At 50.5% G+C, this 15,922-nt stretch carries 15 protein-coding genes; 9 read left to right on the top strand and 6 right to left on the bottom strand.

Annotation, left to right across the window (positions count from 1 at the left end):
• Positions 1–73: 73 nt before the first annotated feature.
• Both H6F91_RS18925 and H6F91_RS18920 read right to left on the bottom strand, forming a co-directional pair.
• The gene (locus tag H6F91_RS18925; RefSeq protein WP_190773658.1) at positions 74–1,294 is read right to left on the bottom strand and encodes a cation:proton antiporter; all 1,221 of its coding nucleotides are present in this window, start codon (positions 1,292–1,294) and stop codon (positions 74–76) included.
• Between the two features lie 116 nt (positions 1,295–1,410).
• Positions 1,411–2,295: an SDR family oxidoreductase gene (locus H6F91_RS18920; protein WP_190773657.1), complete on the bottom strand. Its 885-nt coding sequence runs from the start codon at positions 2,293–2,295 to the stop codon at positions 1,411–1,413.
• Between the two features lie 182 nt (positions 2,296–2,477).
• On the opposite strand from H6F91_RS18920, the gene H6F91_RS18915 reads away from it, so the two are divergent.
• Together H6F91_RS18915 and H6F91_RS18910 are read left to right on the top strand one after the other, a co-directional pair.
• On the top strand, positions 2,478–3,197 hold the full coding sequence (locus H6F91_RS18915) for a bifunctional sterol desaturase/short chain dehydrogenase (RefSeq protein ID WP_190773656.1): 720 nt from the start codon (positions 2,478–2,480) through the stop codon (positions 3,195–3,197).
• 3 nt (positions 3,198–3,200) lie between these two features.
• Complete coding sequence (locus H6F91_RS18910; RefSeq protein ID WP_190773655.1) at positions 3,201–4,253, top strand: alpha/beta fold hydrolase; 1,053 nt, start codon at positions 3,201–3,203, stop codon at positions 4,251–4,253.
• Positions 4,254–4,449: 196 nt separating this feature from the next.
• On the opposite strand, the gene H6F91_RS18905 is transcribed toward H6F91_RS18910, so the two are convergent.
• Positions 4,450–5,826, bottom strand: coding sequence for a CHAT domain-containing protein (locus tag H6F91_RS18905; RefSeq protein WP_190773654.1), 1,377 nt, complete (start codon positions 5,824–5,826; stop codon positions 4,450–4,452).
• A gap of 220 nt (positions 5,827–6,046) precedes the next feature.
• Between H6F91_RS18905 and H6F91_RS18900 the strand changes: the two genes are divergently transcribed.
• From H6F91_RS18900 to H6F91_RS18870, 7 genes are all read left to right on the top strand, one after another.
• Complete coding sequence (locus H6F91_RS18900; RefSeq protein ID WP_190773653.1) at positions 6,047–6,412, top strand: hypothetical protein; 366 nt, start codon at positions 6,047–6,049, stop codon at positions 6,410–6,412.
• A 186-nt stretch (positions 6,413–6,598) separates the two neighbouring features.
• Positions 6,599–6,940 (top strand): YtxH domain-containing protein, encoded by a 342-nt coding sequence (locus tag H6F91_RS18895; protein WP_190773652.1) that lies wholly within the window; start codon positions 6,599–6,601, stop codon positions 6,938–6,940.
• A gap of 13 nt (positions 6,941–6,953) precedes the next feature.
• A complete protein-coding gene (locus H6F91_RS27985) occupies positions 6,954–7,538 on the top strand; it encodes a DUF948 domain-containing protein (RefSeq protein ID WP_242035870.1) in 585 nt (194 codons plus the stop codon).
• 572 nt (positions 7,539–8,110) lie between these two features.
• Complete coding sequence (locus H6F91_RS18885; protein ID WP_190773677.1) at positions 8,111–8,920, top strand: TPM domain-containing protein; 810 nt, start codon at positions 8,111–8,113, stop codon at positions 8,918–8,920.
• A gap of 350 nt (positions 8,921–9,270) precedes the next feature.
• Positions 9,271–9,900: a precorrin-8X methylmutase gene (locus H6F91_RS18880; protein WP_190773651.1), complete on the top strand. Its 630-nt coding sequence runs from the start codon at positions 9,271–9,273 to the stop codon at positions 9,898–9,900.
• A gap of 1,039 nt (positions 9,901–10,939) precedes the next feature.
• Entirely contained in the window at positions 10,940–12,217 is a 1,278-nt protein-coding gene (locus tag H6F91_RS18875; protein ID WP_242035869.1) for an alpha/beta fold hydrolase, read from the top strand.
• Between the two features lie 98 nt (positions 12,218–12,315).
• Positions 12,316–13,056, top strand: coding sequence for a hypothetical protein (locus H6F91_RS18870; RefSeq protein WP_190773650.1), 741 nt, complete (start codon positions 12,316–12,318; stop codon positions 13,054–13,056).
• Between the two features lie 307 nt (positions 13,057–13,363).
• Here the strand turns inward: H6F91_RS18870 and H6F91_RS18865 are convergent, their stop codons facing one another.
• The 3 genes from H6F91_RS18865 to H6F91_RS18855 form a co-directional block, all read right to left on the bottom strand.
• Complete coding sequence (locus tag H6F91_RS18865; RefSeq protein ID WP_190773649.1) at positions 13,364–14,062, bottom strand: phosphate ABC transporter permease; 699 nt, start codon at positions 14,060–14,062, stop codon at positions 13,364–13,366.
• A 658-nt stretch (positions 14,063–14,720) separates the two neighbouring features.
• On the bottom strand, positions 14,721–15,380 hold the full coding sequence (locus H6F91_RS18860; protein ID WP_199307922.1) for a class I SAM-dependent methyltransferase: 660 nt from the start codon (positions 15,378–15,380) through the stop codon (positions 14,721–14,723).
• A 180-nt stretch (positions 15,381–15,560) separates the two neighbouring features.
• On the bottom strand, positions 15,561–15,740 hold the full coding sequence (locus H6F91_RS18855; protein ID WP_190773647.1) for a hypothetical protein: 180 nt from the start codon (positions 15,738–15,740) through the stop codon (positions 15,561–15,563).
• Positions 15,741–15,922 lie beyond the last annotated feature (182 nt).

The raw sequence follows: 15,922 nt of genomic DNA, 5'->3' as shown, positions 1-15,922 counted from the left end.
CACTATGGAGTTGACCAGCCCTGACGATGGGAGGCCAACTCCATGCGATGAATTCGGTTTAGCGATCGCCTACTTACTCCTGCACCCCCTGCTTGCTTTCGTACCATTGCATCAAAGGAGTAGCGCTAATACCATGTAGCACAACGGAAACCAGAATAACGCTATAAACAATCCAGGCTGTTTTTTCGGCTAGCGGGCCTTCAAACCCTTTCCCCATGGCGTAGGCCAAATAGTAAATAGAACCCACACCACGGATGCCAAACCAACCCATGAGCCATTGGCTGGTGCGAGGCAATCCACTGCCGAGAAGACTGAGCCACGTGCCCAGGGGTCGCACAATAAACAGCACCGCCACAACCATCACAAATTCGGCCCAAAAATTTTCTGCAATGGACGTAAATTGAAGCATCGCCCCCAGGATTAGGATGGTGCCCACTTCTAGAAGTTTTTCAATTTGCTCCGTGAAATAGAGCTGAGCCATGCGTTTTTCTGAGTCGTAGGAGTAGCTCTTGCGAATGGTAACCCCTGCAACGAATACAGCCAAAAATCCATATCCATTAACAATTTCGGTCAGCGTATAGGTGATGAACACAATGCTGAGGGCCAGCAGTTCCATTTCCCCTTCCTCCTGCTGGTGGCGGGGCAGGCGTCTGTTTAACCATAAAATTCCTTGGGCAACGATGTAGCCCATCACGAGACCAGCGGCGATCGCCCACAGAAGGTCCACCGCGACCCATTCCCGAAACCAGTTGTCCCACGACCCTTTGGTTAGGGCGTACAGCCCAAAGTAAACAAAGGGAAAGGCCAGAGCATCATTCAGCCCCCCTTCAGAGGTCAGGCCAAAGCGAACTTCATCATTGTCATGGGGGTGGTAGAGTTGAACTTCCGATGCTAACACTGGGTCTGTGGGCGACAAAATTGCACCCAATAGAACAGAGGTTCCCCAGTCGAGCCCCACGAGCCAATGAGCGACTGCGGCGATCGCCAGAATCGACAATGGCATCAGAAAGCCGATCAACCGAATGGTGGTTTGCCAGGCTCCCAGTTTTAGAGGGCGATGCATTTTGAGACCGCAGCTAAAGACTGAGATAATCACCACCAATTCGGCCAGACGTTCCACAAACTCGGCATTCGGTCGGAGTTGAATCCAACTCATCCCATGGGGACCCAAGGCGATCCCCACAATCAAATTAATCAGTGCATAGGATAGGGGTAACCGCACAATCCACCCCGAACCCAGGGTAATTAAGAGGAGGAGTAACCCCACGGTCAGGAGTAAAGGAATGTATTGCACAGGCTTTAACTGGAAAATGACATCCCAGTCTAGGCTTCAGATTCAGCCCAATTCATCCCCTCAAAGCCAGAGCAGTCTTCAATCACATGGCATATAGCCACGCCAGTGTTCTACACTCATAACCCCATATAACGGCGCACAAAACTCTCCAGGCTTTCTAGCTTGAAACCATAGACCGACTCTAGCCGCTCTACTTCAGCAGGGGTGGTATAAAACTCATGGGCGAGTAGAGTGCGGAAGGTGCCGAGAGCAGCTTTCGCTCCTGGATTGAAGACACCGACAAGAGAACGAATGCCATCTACAGCCAGGAGAGGCGGATTGAGCAGAATGGGCTCTTTTTTGAAAATGCGCCCAAATATTTTAGGAATCTCACCCCGCTCTAAAACTTCAGGCCCACCGACAGCAAATACTTGATTGCGCGCCCCTTCGGTCGTTGGAGAAGCCGCCGCAATGCGGGCCAAATCATCGGTACTAACAATAGACGAGCGGGAAAGGGGATCGCCAATTAGCACGTAAATTCCGGTTTGCTGAAAGCGTTCTGCTAGAGGCAGTAGATTAGAAGCAAAACCAGAGGGCCGCAAAATTGTATAAGGAACGCCGCTATTTTCGAGATACCGCTCTACAGCTCGCTTTGCCTTAAAAACCGGGGCATCTTCATAGTTGCGATCGGCCCCCAGCACAGAGATGAACACGAAGTGCTTCACACCGTTCGCTTTCGCTTGATCAATCAATTCAATGTTGGCGCGATAATCAAGGGCTTGCGCACTACCACTCACTTCATTAGAGCCGTGAGCACTGATGATGTAATCTACACCCTGGCAAGCTTTTTGAAGATCTCGCTCTTGTTGTAGATCGCCAATAAAGACTTCGGCTCCGCGCTGTTCCAGGCTGCTGTATTTCGAGGTAAGCCGCACAAAGGCTCGCACGGAGCTACCTTGTTCTCGCAGCACCTGCACAATGCGCCGCCCCAGTCCTCCGGTTGCTCCTGTGACGAGATACATAGGCTACTCCTCATCTATAAAGATCAACAGTTTAGAGTCCCAAATCAAACGCCAGAACGTCGGTTTGTGAACGGTCACAGTACATTAGACTAACGGTTTGGGCCGTCCTTGGGTTCATCCTAACGAATCCTTAGAAGTTGTGACGGAAGGCTCACGACACCCGATTTATCAGCAGAAGGCGTATGAATCATCAGGCATCATCAACGCATCAGTGGCTGGCAGGGCAAGTGGTTGCCATCACGGGCGCATCCGGTACTCTGGGGCGATCGCTCACCCGTACCCTCCTCCAAGAAGGAGCGAAGGTGCTTGCCCTGACGACATCTCAGAACAGTAGTTTCCAGGAGGGAGTCGAGGTGGTGTGCTGGCAAGCCGGGCAGGAGGAGGAACTGCGCGATCGCCTGCAATCCATCAACATTCTCATCATTAATCATGGAATTAATGTGCATGGCGATCGCTCCCCTGCTGCCATCCAAAAATCGTTCCAGGTCAATACCTTTTCGGCATGGAACCTAGCAGAGCTTTTTCTCAGCACGGTCGATCCGGCTGATTCCGACACATTAAAGGAATTGTGGATTAATACGTCTGAAGCGGAAGTAGGCCCAGCCATTAGCCCCCTCTATGAACTCTCCAAGCGGACTCTGGGTCATCTCATCACCCTGCGCCGCCTGGATGCCCCTTGCGTTATCCGAAAGCTGATTTTGGGCCCCTTTAAAAGTAATCTCAACCCCATTGGGGTGATGTCAGCGGACTGGGTGGGACGGGCGATCGTATTCCTGGCAAAGCGTGGATTTCGCAACATTATTGTGACGATTAATCCGCTCACGTATCTCGCTTTTCCACTGAAAGAAGTATCTCAGTCGCTCTACTTCCAGTTATTCTCAAAATCTGGTGTTCCGTCTTGAACGATGCGTCCGATTCCCTATTGCCCACCCTGGGCTATTCGCCAGGGGTTACCCATGACTCTCTACACCGCCCTATGGGCCAGCCGGAGTTGGGAGAAAACCCTTGCAGAACCAGAGCCTGACTACCACCCTCACATTTTCTCGGGTGCGGGAGGTGTACCGTTATATGGCCTAGTTGCCATACCCGATCGCCCGAAGGCAACACTGGTAGGTACTTATGGCATCACAGGCAACCTGGAAAATCAGTGGTATCTCAAACTGCTGGGGCGTAAGGCAGTCGCTCAGGGATTTGCCGTAGTACTCTTCGACTGGCGGGCTCATGGCAAAACGGCGGAGCTATCCCCTACACTCACCTCCGATGGGTTGTACGAAGGGGAAGATTTTGTCCATATTGCAGCGATCGCCAAGGATTTGGGATGCCCCGCTCCCTTCTGGTTCACTGGTTTTTCTCTGGGGGGGCAGCTAGCGCTGTGGGGCATCAAGGCAGGGCAATCACCGCCGGATACTTTAAGGCTAGCTGAGGCTGACATCGGAGGTGGGGCGGTAATCTGCCCCAGCTTGGATTCGGTGCGATCGCTCACCTATCTAACGACCCATCCCTTCGGTCGCCGCCTGGAGCAATCCATCACTCAACAACTGAAGCAGTTAGCCTGGCAGCTTCATACCTATTACCCGGAGGCGATCGATCGGGCCGCCATCGAACGGGTGGATAGCATCTGGGCTTTCGACCGGGAATTGGTGATCGGTCGCCTGGGCTTCCCCTCAGTCGAGGCCTACTATAAAGCCAGCAGTCCCCTACCGCTGTTACCCCAACTGACGAAACCAACTCTTATTCTTTACGCTGCTGACGATCCTTTATTCGACCCTACTCTCGTATCCGATTTAAAGGCTGCCTGCACGGGTAATACGGCCATCGATCTCATGCTGACTCCCCACGGTGGCCATGTGGGGTACTTCAGCAGCAAAGCTGGCCAGCGCCAGGCCCAAGATCCCGATCCCTGGTGGGCCTGGAACCGCATTCTGGAATGGATCAATTACCAATGCCATTCGCTATAAGGCATAGCTTACGCAATTTCAGGACTTACGCAAGTCCGCTATCCGTATATTTGTGTTGTGGGTGGGGTGCTAAGCACCCCACCCACAACACAAATGCGTAAGTCCAGAATTTATAACTCTTTCGGATCTAGTGAGAAACGAGAGATGGGTGTGGGACTGCGTCTCACATCCGTCTCCCGTCCCTTACCGGATTGGCCTACCACGGGCTACTAATTAAGGAGAAACCAGCCCAGTAAATGGGGTGAGATAAATCCCTTTCCGTACGAAAGGCAAGGGGCTTGGGAAGAGGAATGGCCCCCCGAGACATCAGAAGTTGGTCTCCCTCAAATCGTACATCCCCTCGTAGCAGGCGCAGTTGGGCTTGGCGTAGGGCTTCGGCACGGGTGGGGGCGATCGCCAATTGTCGATAAAACTCCGTCATCAAAGCCAACGTTCCGGCATCGCTGACATACCACAAGCTGGCAAGGGCACTTTTCACATTCGATTGCAAGGCCAACCCTGCAAAGCCTAACTCTGCTTGAGCATCTCCCACAGCCGTACGACAGGCACTTAGCACCAGCAATTCCAGTTGATCTGTATGCCAATCCATGACGCCCATCTGCTCCAGGGTCAGTCGAGCATCCCAAAATTGGATGAAGGAGCGATCGGGCTTACCAGGCTGAAACTCCGCATGGGTCGCCAGGTGCACAATATCATAGGGTCGCTCTGCCAACTTGGCCTGGAAATTATCCAGAGTGAATTCCTCATTCAAGAAAGTTTGGGCATCCCAGGTGATGTTAGTCCCGGGCACAGACTCCATTTGCGCTGTAATTGTCGAGAGCTCGACCGGAACCGCTGGCAACGGATTGAGCTGCTGAAATTCGGAAGCTCCCATCGCCAGCAACTCGCCCTGCTGGATATTGGTGACATTTGTATGGATTAGATTAAAAGCCGGAATACGCGTCAGCGCGTACTTTTCAAGTAAAAACTGCTGTCCATCATGGAGAGCCGCCAGCGTTAACCCTCGAGCTCCATCACTCAAACAAAACAGCAAGCTATCAATGCCCTGGGGCCGCAGATATTCCGATTCAAACGGCTCAATGATCCAGCGGTGCAGTTGCTGGGCATTGTCCAGGGAAACACGACGGTTCCCCCGAGTCATGTCTCGTTGAAAAGACCGCACCGTCTCCTGAAGCAGGGCTTGTGGTACTTCACTGGATTCCACCACAACGGGACGGTGCCCAGAAGTAATCAGTACCAAACGCAGGCTATCAGGCTTGGGCGTTACCCAGAGCACGGCCGGGTGGGTTCCCGTCTCCTGCCCGATGCGTGTCAGAGTAGCTGCAATTTGATCAGGATTCTGTTGATCAGCTGGAAGATCCCGATCAAAGTACTGTTCAAACTCTCCTTCCAGTCGTCGCTCCATGTCGATAATGCTTGCATCGACAGCCATCTCGTCGGTTTGCGCCTGGAGGGATGGGGCGATCGCTAACATCACACCCAACAGAACGCACACCCCTAAGACAAGGAGCGATGACCATCGCCGCCATCGAGGAATCCAGGTTTTCCAGCGGGCCCCACGGTTGACCAACATAGGCGGTATCCTCAGGTTTTTACAAGGAAAATGCTGTTTTACGGTTCTCGAACCTGACCTGGTAGCTCACGCCTGTCTGTTAGGCTTCAGTTTAGAGGAGTTCTATTCCAGATAGCCTGTGCTGGCAATCTCCTACTGTCCTAACAAAATGAATAAATGAATATGAGATGATTGAAGGAAGATTAAGCACTGCTTGGTATTCATTGCTTTCCCCTGCTCCATGTTGACGATTGTTGTGCTGGCGAACATTGTCCTGTCTCTGCTATGTCTCTATGCGGCCTGGCGGATTTGGCGGTTTAGCCAGGTTCTATCCCATGCAGCCAACGTGCTGAGCAACGCTGAGCAAAATACCCACCAGGTGCTATATGGAGCACCTGAGGCAATTTTTCAGGGGCAACTGGGCGTGGCTCAGTTACGGCAACGTTATCAACAACTGATTCCGCAACTTCAGCAAGTACGCCAGGCACTAACCGTTGTCAATCTAGGGCTGACGCTCTGGCGGGGTGGCTTACCTTGGCAGCGGGAGACTGGGGGAAAGGGGGTTCGCCAGAAGAGACGCGATCGCCGTTTCTCAAAACGGTCTTGATAGCAGGTCAATAGTAGGGGACAAAATCATAAGTTCTACCCACCAAAATGAGTGATACTGCAACACAAAAATGAGAATTAATGGCCCAGGGCGCTGCTTTCAGTCATTTGGAGCCAGTGAATGTTAAGCTTAAAGCGCAAGGCCGCCTGACTGGCCCAACCATTGGCAGGAGCAAGATAGCGAGGCATGGCAGACAATCGTTCAGGAGCAAGCGGAGCATTTGTCGTGGGTATGTTATTAGGTGCGGCAGCGGGTGCCGTAACCGGGCTGATGCTAGCCCCCCGTTCGGGTCGTGAAACCCGAAAACTGCTCAAAAAGTCAGCGGATGCACTGCCTGAACTGGCAGAGGATCTCTCCTCTTCCGTCCAACTTCAGGCGGGTCGATTGTCGGGCAAAGCCGTTCAGAACTGGGATGGCACCTTAACACGTCTGAAGCAGGCGATCGCCGTTGGGGTTGAAGCCAGCCAACGTGAACGCCCTCAGGCTGAGGCAACTGAGGTTGCCTCCCATCCCCGTGACCCTGCGTAATTGAGCAAGCGCCGTGGTTGACCCCCTATTTTGGCTGGGACTATCACTCCTCCTGGTGGCCGTTTCCCTCACTGCAGTGTTGATGGCGGCCCTTCCGGCCTTGAGAGAATTGGCACGGGCCGCCCGTAGTGCCGAAAAATTGTTTGACACACTCAACCGCGAACTGCCCCCAACGCTGGAGGCGATTCGCTTAACGGGGTTAGAAATTACGGACCTGACGGATGAAGTCAGCGAAGGTGTTCAGAGTGCCGGACGTATTGTTCGGCAGGTCGATCGTAGCGTCACCTCGGTACGGCAAAGAGCCCAAAAAGCCCAAAAGACAACACGCAGCTTTATGGTCGGCTTTCGCGCGGCTTGGCAGTCGTTTACCCAATCTCCCAATGGCAACACTGCCTGGAACGAAGAAGCGGAACGGGTTTATGATCAGCTTCCTGCCAGTACGACCCATGCCATTGAGGATTTGTCAGACGACTACGACTACGAAGACTATGACGCCGAAGAGCTCGCCGCCTACGATGAAGACTTCGAGGAGCCATCTTATGGCAACCCAGAACGACCTGGGCATCGAGGGCGATCGCAGAACGCCGACTCTGTATAACAGCGCAGGGCTTTTGTAAGAACAGACAATATGGCATCAGCCTTCGCAAAGGCGAGCCGTATAAAGTGTTGAAGGTCAAATGGTCATGGCCCACCCCAGGAACAAAGTACCATTTTCCAAGAAACACGGCCGCTACTAATGTTTCAGAACTGGGCTTGCGATCGCTGGCATTCGAGAGGCGATCGCAAGCCCAGATTTTTTCATAAGGCCATACCATAACCCAAATGGGGTACTACAGCAGTGCACAAATGGGTTCAGTACATAAGGTATAGAATATTTCACACCTAATGCCTTGTGTACGGTTGGAAACCTAGCCCTAAAGTTTAACGAACGTTAAGTACGAGATTTACAAAAATCTCGTAGCCCTTGGTACAGAGGAACTTTGGCCTTAATTCATGCTCAACAAGGGCCATTTGACCCCATGAAGATGCTTGCCCCATAGCCATAAACCTCGATTTTATATTAAATTAGAGTTACGAATTGTAAATAACTGGCATTTCTTCTTCATGATTTGTCGTGACTTAGAATTCGGGTTTAGTATATCGATCCAATAGTTCGAGGCCGGGTTGAATATGATATCGGTGCGATCGCAGTTCAACAAAGTGCTTAAAGGTGTGGTGATAGTTGCTTTGGTAGCGTTGAGTTGGGCGATCGCTCCCGCTGCCTGGGCCTACGATAACCCTGAGTTGTTACCTGACAATCCCACCAACATCATCGACCTGGCGGACTCCTTAACTTCTATTCAGCAGGAAGATCTCGACCGCCATCTGGATGAGTTTGAGCAGGAAACGGGCTGGAAGCTACGCGTGCTAACCCAGTTCGATCGCACGCCGGGTCGTGCTGTTAAGGATTTTTGGAAGCTTGACGAAAAAAGCTTACTCCTCGTTGCCGACCCACGGGGTGGTAATTTGCTGAATTTCAGTGTGGGAGACGCGTTTTACGAGTTACTTCCCCGCACCTTTTGGATTGAGCTTCAAACCCGCTACGGCAATCAGTTCTTTGTCCGGGAGCAAGGGGAAGACGGTTCTATTCTTGGCGCATTAACGTCAGTCGAGGAGTGCCTTCGACAGGGTGGCTGTAATGTTGTTCCTGGCCTTCCCAAAGAGCAGTGGATTTTAACGCTAATCACCTCAGTGCTAGGCGGTATCATTTGCGGCTTCGCGGCGCAGCCTCGTGAGTCAGGCCAGATTGTCGCGTGGCAATGGGCACTGATTTTCTCACCTCTCTGGGGCATTCTGTTCATTGCGTTTGGAATTGCTCCTGTGATTACCCGAACTTCTGATTGGCTTCCTCTAGCGCGTAACGTGGCCGGCTTCTTGATGGGTTTTCTGGTTGCTTACCTGTCTCCCATGCTGAATCCATCGGCTTCGTCCGAAAATTAGAGAATTCCCCTATTGCTCAAACATAAAAATTGCGTAGCGCAGTGCTACGCAATTTTTATGTTCAATTTTTCCCATGAAATGGGATGTAGAAACGCAGTTCCACATCCCATTTCATAGCTTCACTCAGCAAGTAAAAATTAGGAGCGTTAGTCTATCAAACGTAGCTGAAATCATTATTTGCGGTTGCAAGGCAGCAGTCAATGTAAATTTTAGATTTTCCTGCTCAGGTCCCAGCAGCCATACAAAATTCATAGTTTTGTAGAAACTCGCCAGGCTCTGCCTCAAAACTATGTAACATTGAAGGTCAATATGCCTTCATTGACCCATCACCTGAGTACCTGAGTTTTATCATGGAGTGGCACGTCACGGACGCTCAAAGCCTTCAGATCATCGATCGCGAGATTGGAGCCCATACCTTTTCCCCGTCGGAGTACGAAATTGTTCGACGGGTAATTTATGCCACTGCAGATTTTGATTACAAAAACTTGATCCGATTCTCTGACAGTGCCCTTCAAGCGGGTGCTGCTGCTCTTGCAGCCCGTAGCACCATTGTTGTCGACGTTCCTATGGTGCAGGTCGGGATTACGCCGACGACGCAAAGCACCTTTGCAAATCCTGTCTACTGTAGCCTCGATGCCCTAACCCGTCCCCAGAGAGAAAAAGCCCGTGCCGCGTGGGGCATCGAAACCCTGGCACGGCGCTACCCAGAAGCCATTTTCGTAGTAGGGCAGGCGCAAACCGCCCTCACGACCCTGGTGGAACTGATCGAAACGGAAGAAATCAAACCCGCACTCGTGATTGGGACTCCGGCTGGATTTGTTGGTGTGGATGCAGCTTTAGAGCGCCTAACTAACTCTCTCATTCCCCACATTCGAATTGAAGGCCGTAAGGGCAACTCAGTCGTAGCGGCTGCCATTGTCAACGGTCTAGTCGATTTGGCCTGGCAAGCCTATGGGAAGGAAGCGAGTAATGTGCTGTAGGCAGCTGGCCCAAGCAACAACCTTAAACATTCAAAGCCACATCGGATGCCATAAGTCTTAGGAATCTAGCAGTTCACCCTATCAATTTTGACAGGCTGCCAAATTCTGGCAGGTAGGATGTTGCGGTTTCACCTGAGCAATACTCTGGACAGTTTTTCCGAAACCCTTGATTTTGCGTGCGCGAAGCGCACGCAAAATCAAGGGTTTCAGAAAAACTGTCCGAACTAATGCTGAGTTAAAACTGATTATTTCTGAAAAGCTTTACTCCAAAGGCTCTTCAGAAATAATCAGTGCTGTAAACGCAGAATGCTCTGGCGGTTACCACGCACTTGTGTTGAAAGGAGAAGAACCGTGTTGTCCGCTACCTCTCTCCTTTCGGTAAGCGGCCCACCTCAAATCACCATAAAACCTAAGATGCTGTACCGTTCTCTGCACGAGTAGCTCAGCATTTTGGCTCCATATTGAATTATGTCGCCTACTGATCAATCAACGTCGTTATAGCGTTCTTGTTTAGTTTGTAAATGTTGTCTGGAGAAAAGGACAGACGCATTTCACTTCATCTGCCAAAGAATACTAAAGATTGCGATGTAATAGAAAGGCCTATTCCGATCGACCTAAATAGTTGAATGAAAGGAAAGGAAAACTTTGCTTCCCTCTCCCCTTTTGTTACAAGCTTTACAGCTATAGCCGTACTTCTAATACTTTTCTAACTCTCAAGGTTGATTTGAAGAGTGCTTTTCTATCACTTTTAGTTTTTCAACTATAGACAATGGATTATATAAAATGGCAGACAAGCTAGTTACTGAAAGGCCTACTACTAGGGCTCTTCGGAGCTTACCCTGAATGGGTGATCGCCACATATCCCCGCAGGAAGAGGTTATTCAACTGAATTAAGTACAAGATTCTTAATAACAGGGTTATATTTTTTTTCGCATTCACCGAACTCTGTTTTTTTCGCTTCCAAAGAAGTGTTAATTAAGTTCCCTAATTCACTTCTTTTAGCTCTTAACTACGCATCAAAAAGCAAGGCAAGGACATCATGGGCAGCGAGCAGACTGTAGAGATTCTTGGATTTTGGGAATCTCTCAGACGGGACATTGAACAGCTAAATGAAACCTTAGAATCCTATGGAAAAGGTGTAAAAGCTTATCTTGTTTTAGCAGTCACTGCAATTCCCTTTTCCTTGTTTCTTGTGGGTGTTGCGATTGGCCAAAATGAGGCAATGGGCTTTTTCCTATGGGTGCAGGTTGCTTGTTTAGTCGCGGGCTTGCCTTTCGCTGCTGTAGTGACTGAGCGAGGTGAGCTAGAGCAATGGGTCGCTGAGTTGAATAACAACACGAATGAGTTTTCTGATGCTGTTGGGCAGCTCTCTGATATACGGCCAAACACTATCACCATTACCGAAGAAGTCGTTCTAGAACCTTTGGAAGGATGGAAACAACAGCAGAGTTTGACCTGGCAAGGCTGGAATATTCACCATGCGGCTGTGCTGAATGAACAGAGCGAAGTGCCTATGATTCTGATTCATGGCTTTGGTGGGTCAATTGGACACTGGCGGCAAAACATGTCGGTTTTAGGTCAACACCATAGTGTCTATGCAATTGATCTGCTGGGCTTTGGTGCATCGGACAAACCGGATGTTTCCTACTCGCTCGATTTGTGGGCCGAGCAAGTTTATGAGTTTTGGAAATCAGTCGTTAAGGTCCCTGTGGTTCTGGTAGGTAACTCTTTGGGGTCTCTAACCTGTCTGGCACTGGCTTCTAAGTATCCAGAAATGGTGCGTGGGATTGCCATGATTAGCCTGCCTGACACCTCCTTACAACAAGAATCCATTCCGCAGCTGGTGCAGTGGGCGATCGCCAAGATTCACCAGTGCATTCTCTCCCCTGTTATTCTGGAACCCCTCTTTCATGTTCTGCGGCAACCCTGGATCGTGCGCCAATGGGCCAAGGTTGCCTATGCCTGTGGGGAAGCTATCACCGATGAATTGCTAGAGATTCTGCTCAAACCTGCACGAGAAAAGGATTCTGCCCGAGCCTTTTGCGCCATTCTCAAAGCGATTTTGAGCCCCCAATGTCATCTCAACATTCCCGTGATTCTGAGTCAGCTCAAGATTCCATCACTCCTACTGTGGGGCAAGTGCGATCGCATGGTTCCTAGCCAGCTGGCCCGCCGCTATCTGCAATACAACCCCACCTTGAAACTCATTGAATTGGAAGACGCCGGGCACTGTGCTCATGACGAGTGCCCTGAACGGGTTAACGGCGAACTACTGAACTGGATTCGGCAAGAAGTCATGCTAGCCACCGTCTCCTGAAGTTTTCAAACCGGTAACTGTTGCGAGCAGCGCTCGTAAGATTACCACTCTCTTTTCAACGCATCCATCTCGTATCTAAATCACTCTGGAGTACCACCATGGTTGGAATTGTTGTTAGCCCCAATAAGCTAAGCGATCGCACCACTGATGAGCTAAAGCAAGAGGTGCTGGAGTTAATCAACGGTCGAGATGCTGAGCCTCTGAAGGAGAAAGTCGCTTTCTTCAAAGATGTACTGACGCCCTATGCCGAAGAGTTGCAGCGGCGCAATCCATTCCCCGTTCCTGAAGATCAAATTCCAGTGGTATTGGGCGTCTGGTCGCCTGTATGGTCTACCATTCCGTTCCACGATACGCTGCCTGGCCGAGTTCACCACCAGTCGTATCAAATCTTCCGAGAGCATGGTTATTACGCTAATATTGCCCGCTACGCCCCCGGTAACCAGTTCTCGTTCCTTAATCGCTTCTCGGCATTGCTAGCAGCCTATGATTTTATGGTGATGCAATCCTTCGCCGTGGAAGATGGACAGTGGTGCATCAAAAACATCGGAATTGAGCAGGCATTCCGCCGCCGCATTATTCCCCTCACTATTGACCGGGCTGAAGAGTGGTTTGACAACGTCGTCGAAACACGTCTGCAAGAGATTCTAGAGAAGGCTGAGTCTGATGGAGAGTTGGAACTGCAAAAACTAGATTCCAATGCTCGCAAACGTTTTGAAAAGACTTACCGAGCAACTCCGCTGTTTGAGCACGTGTATGTGGATCATGACTTCCGTCTAGTGAAGACCCAGCGGGAAGCCAAGCAGCGTCCCTCTTACACCATTGCAGTTCGCCGCCGATAGGCACAGACTGCAGTCCTATAGCGCTGTGCACGTTGATTAAGTAAGGTGGTGTGGGGCACTTCGTGCCCCACACCACCATTGCTATGCTTAACGCACTTGCACATTGCTATAAGCACTTACATGAGGCCCAAAGACAAGGGTTGGAGTGAAACTCCAACCCTTGCTTCTATAGTGCTGTACGCTCAGAATCAGACTACGTCAGGCTATACCCAAATACTCGACGGCTTAATCCTATATTTGAAAGAGGGTGAGTGCTTCGCACCCACTCTCTTTCAAAGGGGTTGATTTCGGTCACGTAGGACTAGCATCAGCGGCGACTTTGGCTACGGCGACGACGGCGGGGCGGTGGCGGTGGTGGTGCGTACTCCTGATCGAGACGATGGCTGACTTCAACGAACATGTCACGCCGGACATAAGGATAATCGCTAACCCACAAACTGTAATCCGACAGATAAACATCTGACACCATCTCAATACGGCTCAGGTCAGGGCGGTAGGACACTACAAGCAGTTCAGCGCGATCGCCCGGTCGAATAGCTCGATGCGCCTGTTGTAGAGGGACCTGCAAAAAGGTTGTAAACCCCTCCTCATCTCCAATTTCTAAATTGAGCCGCCGTTCTCGGTTCTCGATAACAACCAACTCCCCCCGTTTGTTCACTGTCTCCTCAGTACCAATCACTTCCTCGCTTGGGAAAGCATCCAGCACCTCTCCTTGCAAAAATCCTGCGTAGGGATAACGGCGTATCTCAGCATTGCGACGGCTGGCCCAGTAGATAGGACTCCAGAGCCAATAGAGGCCCGTCGTAATTCCCAACAAAAACTCCAAAATGGCAAAGCTTTCAGGTAGGATGGCCCGGAAAAAAAATGCCACCAGTAACCCCACCACGGAAATGAGTAAGCGTCTCAGGAAGTCTGGTAGTTTCCCGGATGCGTAGCGATATTGCTCTCCTGTAGCGAAACGGGGAACGAGTTCCTCAAATTTAGCGCGGGTTAGCGGAATTAGCATAGGATTAGGGTAAAAAGCGCATTAGCACGTCCTTTGAGACTAACACTCCAAAACGTCCTCGCCAAATGGTAGAGCCACTCATCAGCAATTCTCAGTATGGGCATCAAAGCCAAGAGTTCATGCCCGTAGGGCATGAACTCTTGGCTTTGATGCCCAAAAACCGTGAGCCAAAGGCTCGCGGTTTTTGGGCCTGATTTCAAAATAAGAATTGCTGGCCACTCATCCTGATTAACGCTTAGATTTGTCACTAGCCGTAACAGGAAGACTCCAGCTTGAGTTTGCTGAAATAGTGGAGACTACGGGAATCACGGAGTGGGTTCAGGGATTGCTGGAGGTAAAAGTTACAAATTCCGTATATGTCTGGACGTGAAAAAGCTGCTAAACCATGCACAATGAGATCACTTCTGGAGAACGCATTCAGAAAGGTCGTGAAGACTAGGGGGCAATCAAGTCGATCGGCTTTTCTGGTTAGGAAAGCGTCCTTACAGGTGAAATGTCTGACCTTTGGGGGCTTATGAGGTCAGACATTTTTCTTTTTAAACCAACTGAATAAAGGTCTGATTCAAACCAAAAGAGTAGGGCTAAGCCCTACTCTTTTGGTTTGAACTTCAGAGTTTAACCTGGGACAGGTGCAGGGTGCACGTTCAGCACTGACAGGCTACCGGCGGAATCGCACCTTAAACAATCGAAAGATTTCTCCCGGCCGCTGCTTTAGCACCTCGGCATTCTGGCTTTCCAACAGTTGCCGCCAATGGTTCTGGCTTTCTAGAAAAACCTCGGCTCCCAGATAGGTTTCCAAAATAGCCCAGTTCTCAGCTGTGGGTAGTTCTGTATCCACCACATCAAACACAAACAGACCATCGGGTTTCAGAACCCGTCGCACTTCTGCCAGCACGGCCGACCAGTAGTCCAGAGGGTAGTAGCAACTGAAGCCAGTGGCGATCGCCAGATCAAACTGGTCCCCCTCGTACTGCAACTCGTGCGCTCCCCCCAGCTTCACCCCCTTAAACAGCTTGGAGTTGAGCTGAGGGCCACGGGAGTTAAGAGTTTCACAAGCAAATGTGCTAATGTCCTGCCCGAAGAAGAGAGACTGCCAGTCACGCCAGGGGTAAATCAGGAAACTCACCCCGCAACCAATATCAAGACAGCGTTGTTGCTTGCGAGGTTGAGCCAACTCCCAGAAAGGCGATACGGTTTTATCTGCCAATAACCCAGCTTTCCATTCCTGGTAAACGGGCATCTCTTTGACCTCGTCAGGCACCTCAAAGGGGTGACGCTGATATTCTCGGTTGAACCGTTGGGCGATCGCCGCCATCATCGGTTGCCAACCATCGGTCCGGTGATGCTTCGCTTGGGCATTCGCTAGAAAGTTTGTCAAATTTTGAGAGGCTGAAGAACGGTCAGACGAGCTAGACATGGGGAGGCTCGGCAAAAAACAGAGGATTGAACGATAAACACCAGAAATAGTTAATGATTGGGGCGCTAAGCCCCACAATCATTAACCTTTTAGAGCCCGAGTAAAGTTTTGCCGGTAGGACGGGTTAAAAATAAACACAGGCCAACACAAAGTCAGCATTAAACGATTCTGGCTAAAGTTGGTGCGATTGAAGCCTTTCCAAAATTTGTACATTCCGCCGCTATAGACTCCCAGGACGAGAATAGTAATAAGTACTGCCACAATTCATCTCCTTAATTCAGGGATAACCCATGAAAATGTCTCTACCCCTCAGTGTAAAGGAGGGCTCTCAAAATGGTCTTTCGTCAACCGATTCTGTAACTCCGATGTAACGTTCCTGCAGCATTTTCCAATCAAGTCAGCTACAGCAGTCGAAAGATTGCTTATGCAGCAATTCTCATTTT

It is taken from the genome of Leptolyngbya sp. FACHB-8 (assembly GCF_014695575.1).
Taxonomy (GTDB): Bacteria; Cyanobacteriota; Cyanobacteriia; order Elainellales; family Elainellaceae; genus Vacuolonema.
Note: the sequence above shows the minus strand (reverse complement) of the source record. Positions and strands in the feature narration are given on the sequence as shown.

Excerpts from the sequence above, each read along its gene's own strand:
- H6F91_RS18920 (WP_190773657.1), bottom strand. The coding sequence starts at position 2,295 with ATGTATCTCGTCACAGGAGCAACCGGAGGACTGGGGCGGCGCATTGTG.
- H6F91_RS18915 (WP_190773656.1), top strand. The coding sequence starts at position 2,478 with ATGAATCATCAGGCATCATCAACGCATCAGTGGCTGGCAGGGCAAGTG.
- H6F91_RS18910 (WP_190773655.1), top strand. The coding sequence starts at position 3,201 with ATGCGTCCGATTCCCTATTGCCCACCCTGGGCTATTCGCCAGGGGTTA.
- H6F91_RS18905 (WP_190773654.1), bottom strand. The coding sequence starts at position 5,826 with ATGTTGGTCAACCGTGGGGCCCGCTGGAAAACCTGGATTCCTCGATGG.
- H6F91_RS18900 (WP_190773653.1), top strand. The coding sequence starts at position 6,047 with ATGTTGACGATTGTTGTGCTGGCGAACATTGTCCTGTCTCTGCTATGT.
- H6F91_RS18895 (WP_190773652.1), top strand. The coding sequence starts at position 6,599 with ATGGCAGACAATCGTTCAGGAGCAAGCGGAGCATTTGTCGTGGGTATG.
- H6F91_RS18885 (WP_190773677.1), top strand. The coding sequence starts at position 8,111 with ATGATATCGGTGCGATCGCAGTTCAACAAAGTGCTTAAAGGTGTGGTG.
- H6F91_RS18880 (WP_190773651.1), top strand. The coding sequence starts at position 9,271 with ATGGAGTGGCACGTCACGGACGCTCAAAGCCTTCAGATCATCGATCGC.
- H6F91_RS18875 (WP_242035869.1), top strand. The coding sequence starts at position 10,940 with ATGGGCAGCGAGCAGACTGTAGAGATTCTTGGATTTTGGGAATCTCTC.
- H6F91_RS18870 (WP_190773650.1), top strand. The coding sequence starts at position 12,316 with ATGGTTGGAATTGTTGTTAGCCCCAATAAGCTAAGCGATCGCACCACT.
- H6F91_RS18865 (WP_190773649.1), bottom strand. The coding sequence starts at position 14,062 with ATGCTAATTCCGCTAACCCGCGCTAAATTTGAGGAACTCGTTCCCCGT.
- H6F91_RS18860 (WP_199307922.1), bottom strand. The coding sequence starts at position 15,380 with ATGATGGCGGCGATCGCCCAACGGTTCAACCGAGAATATCAGCGTCAC.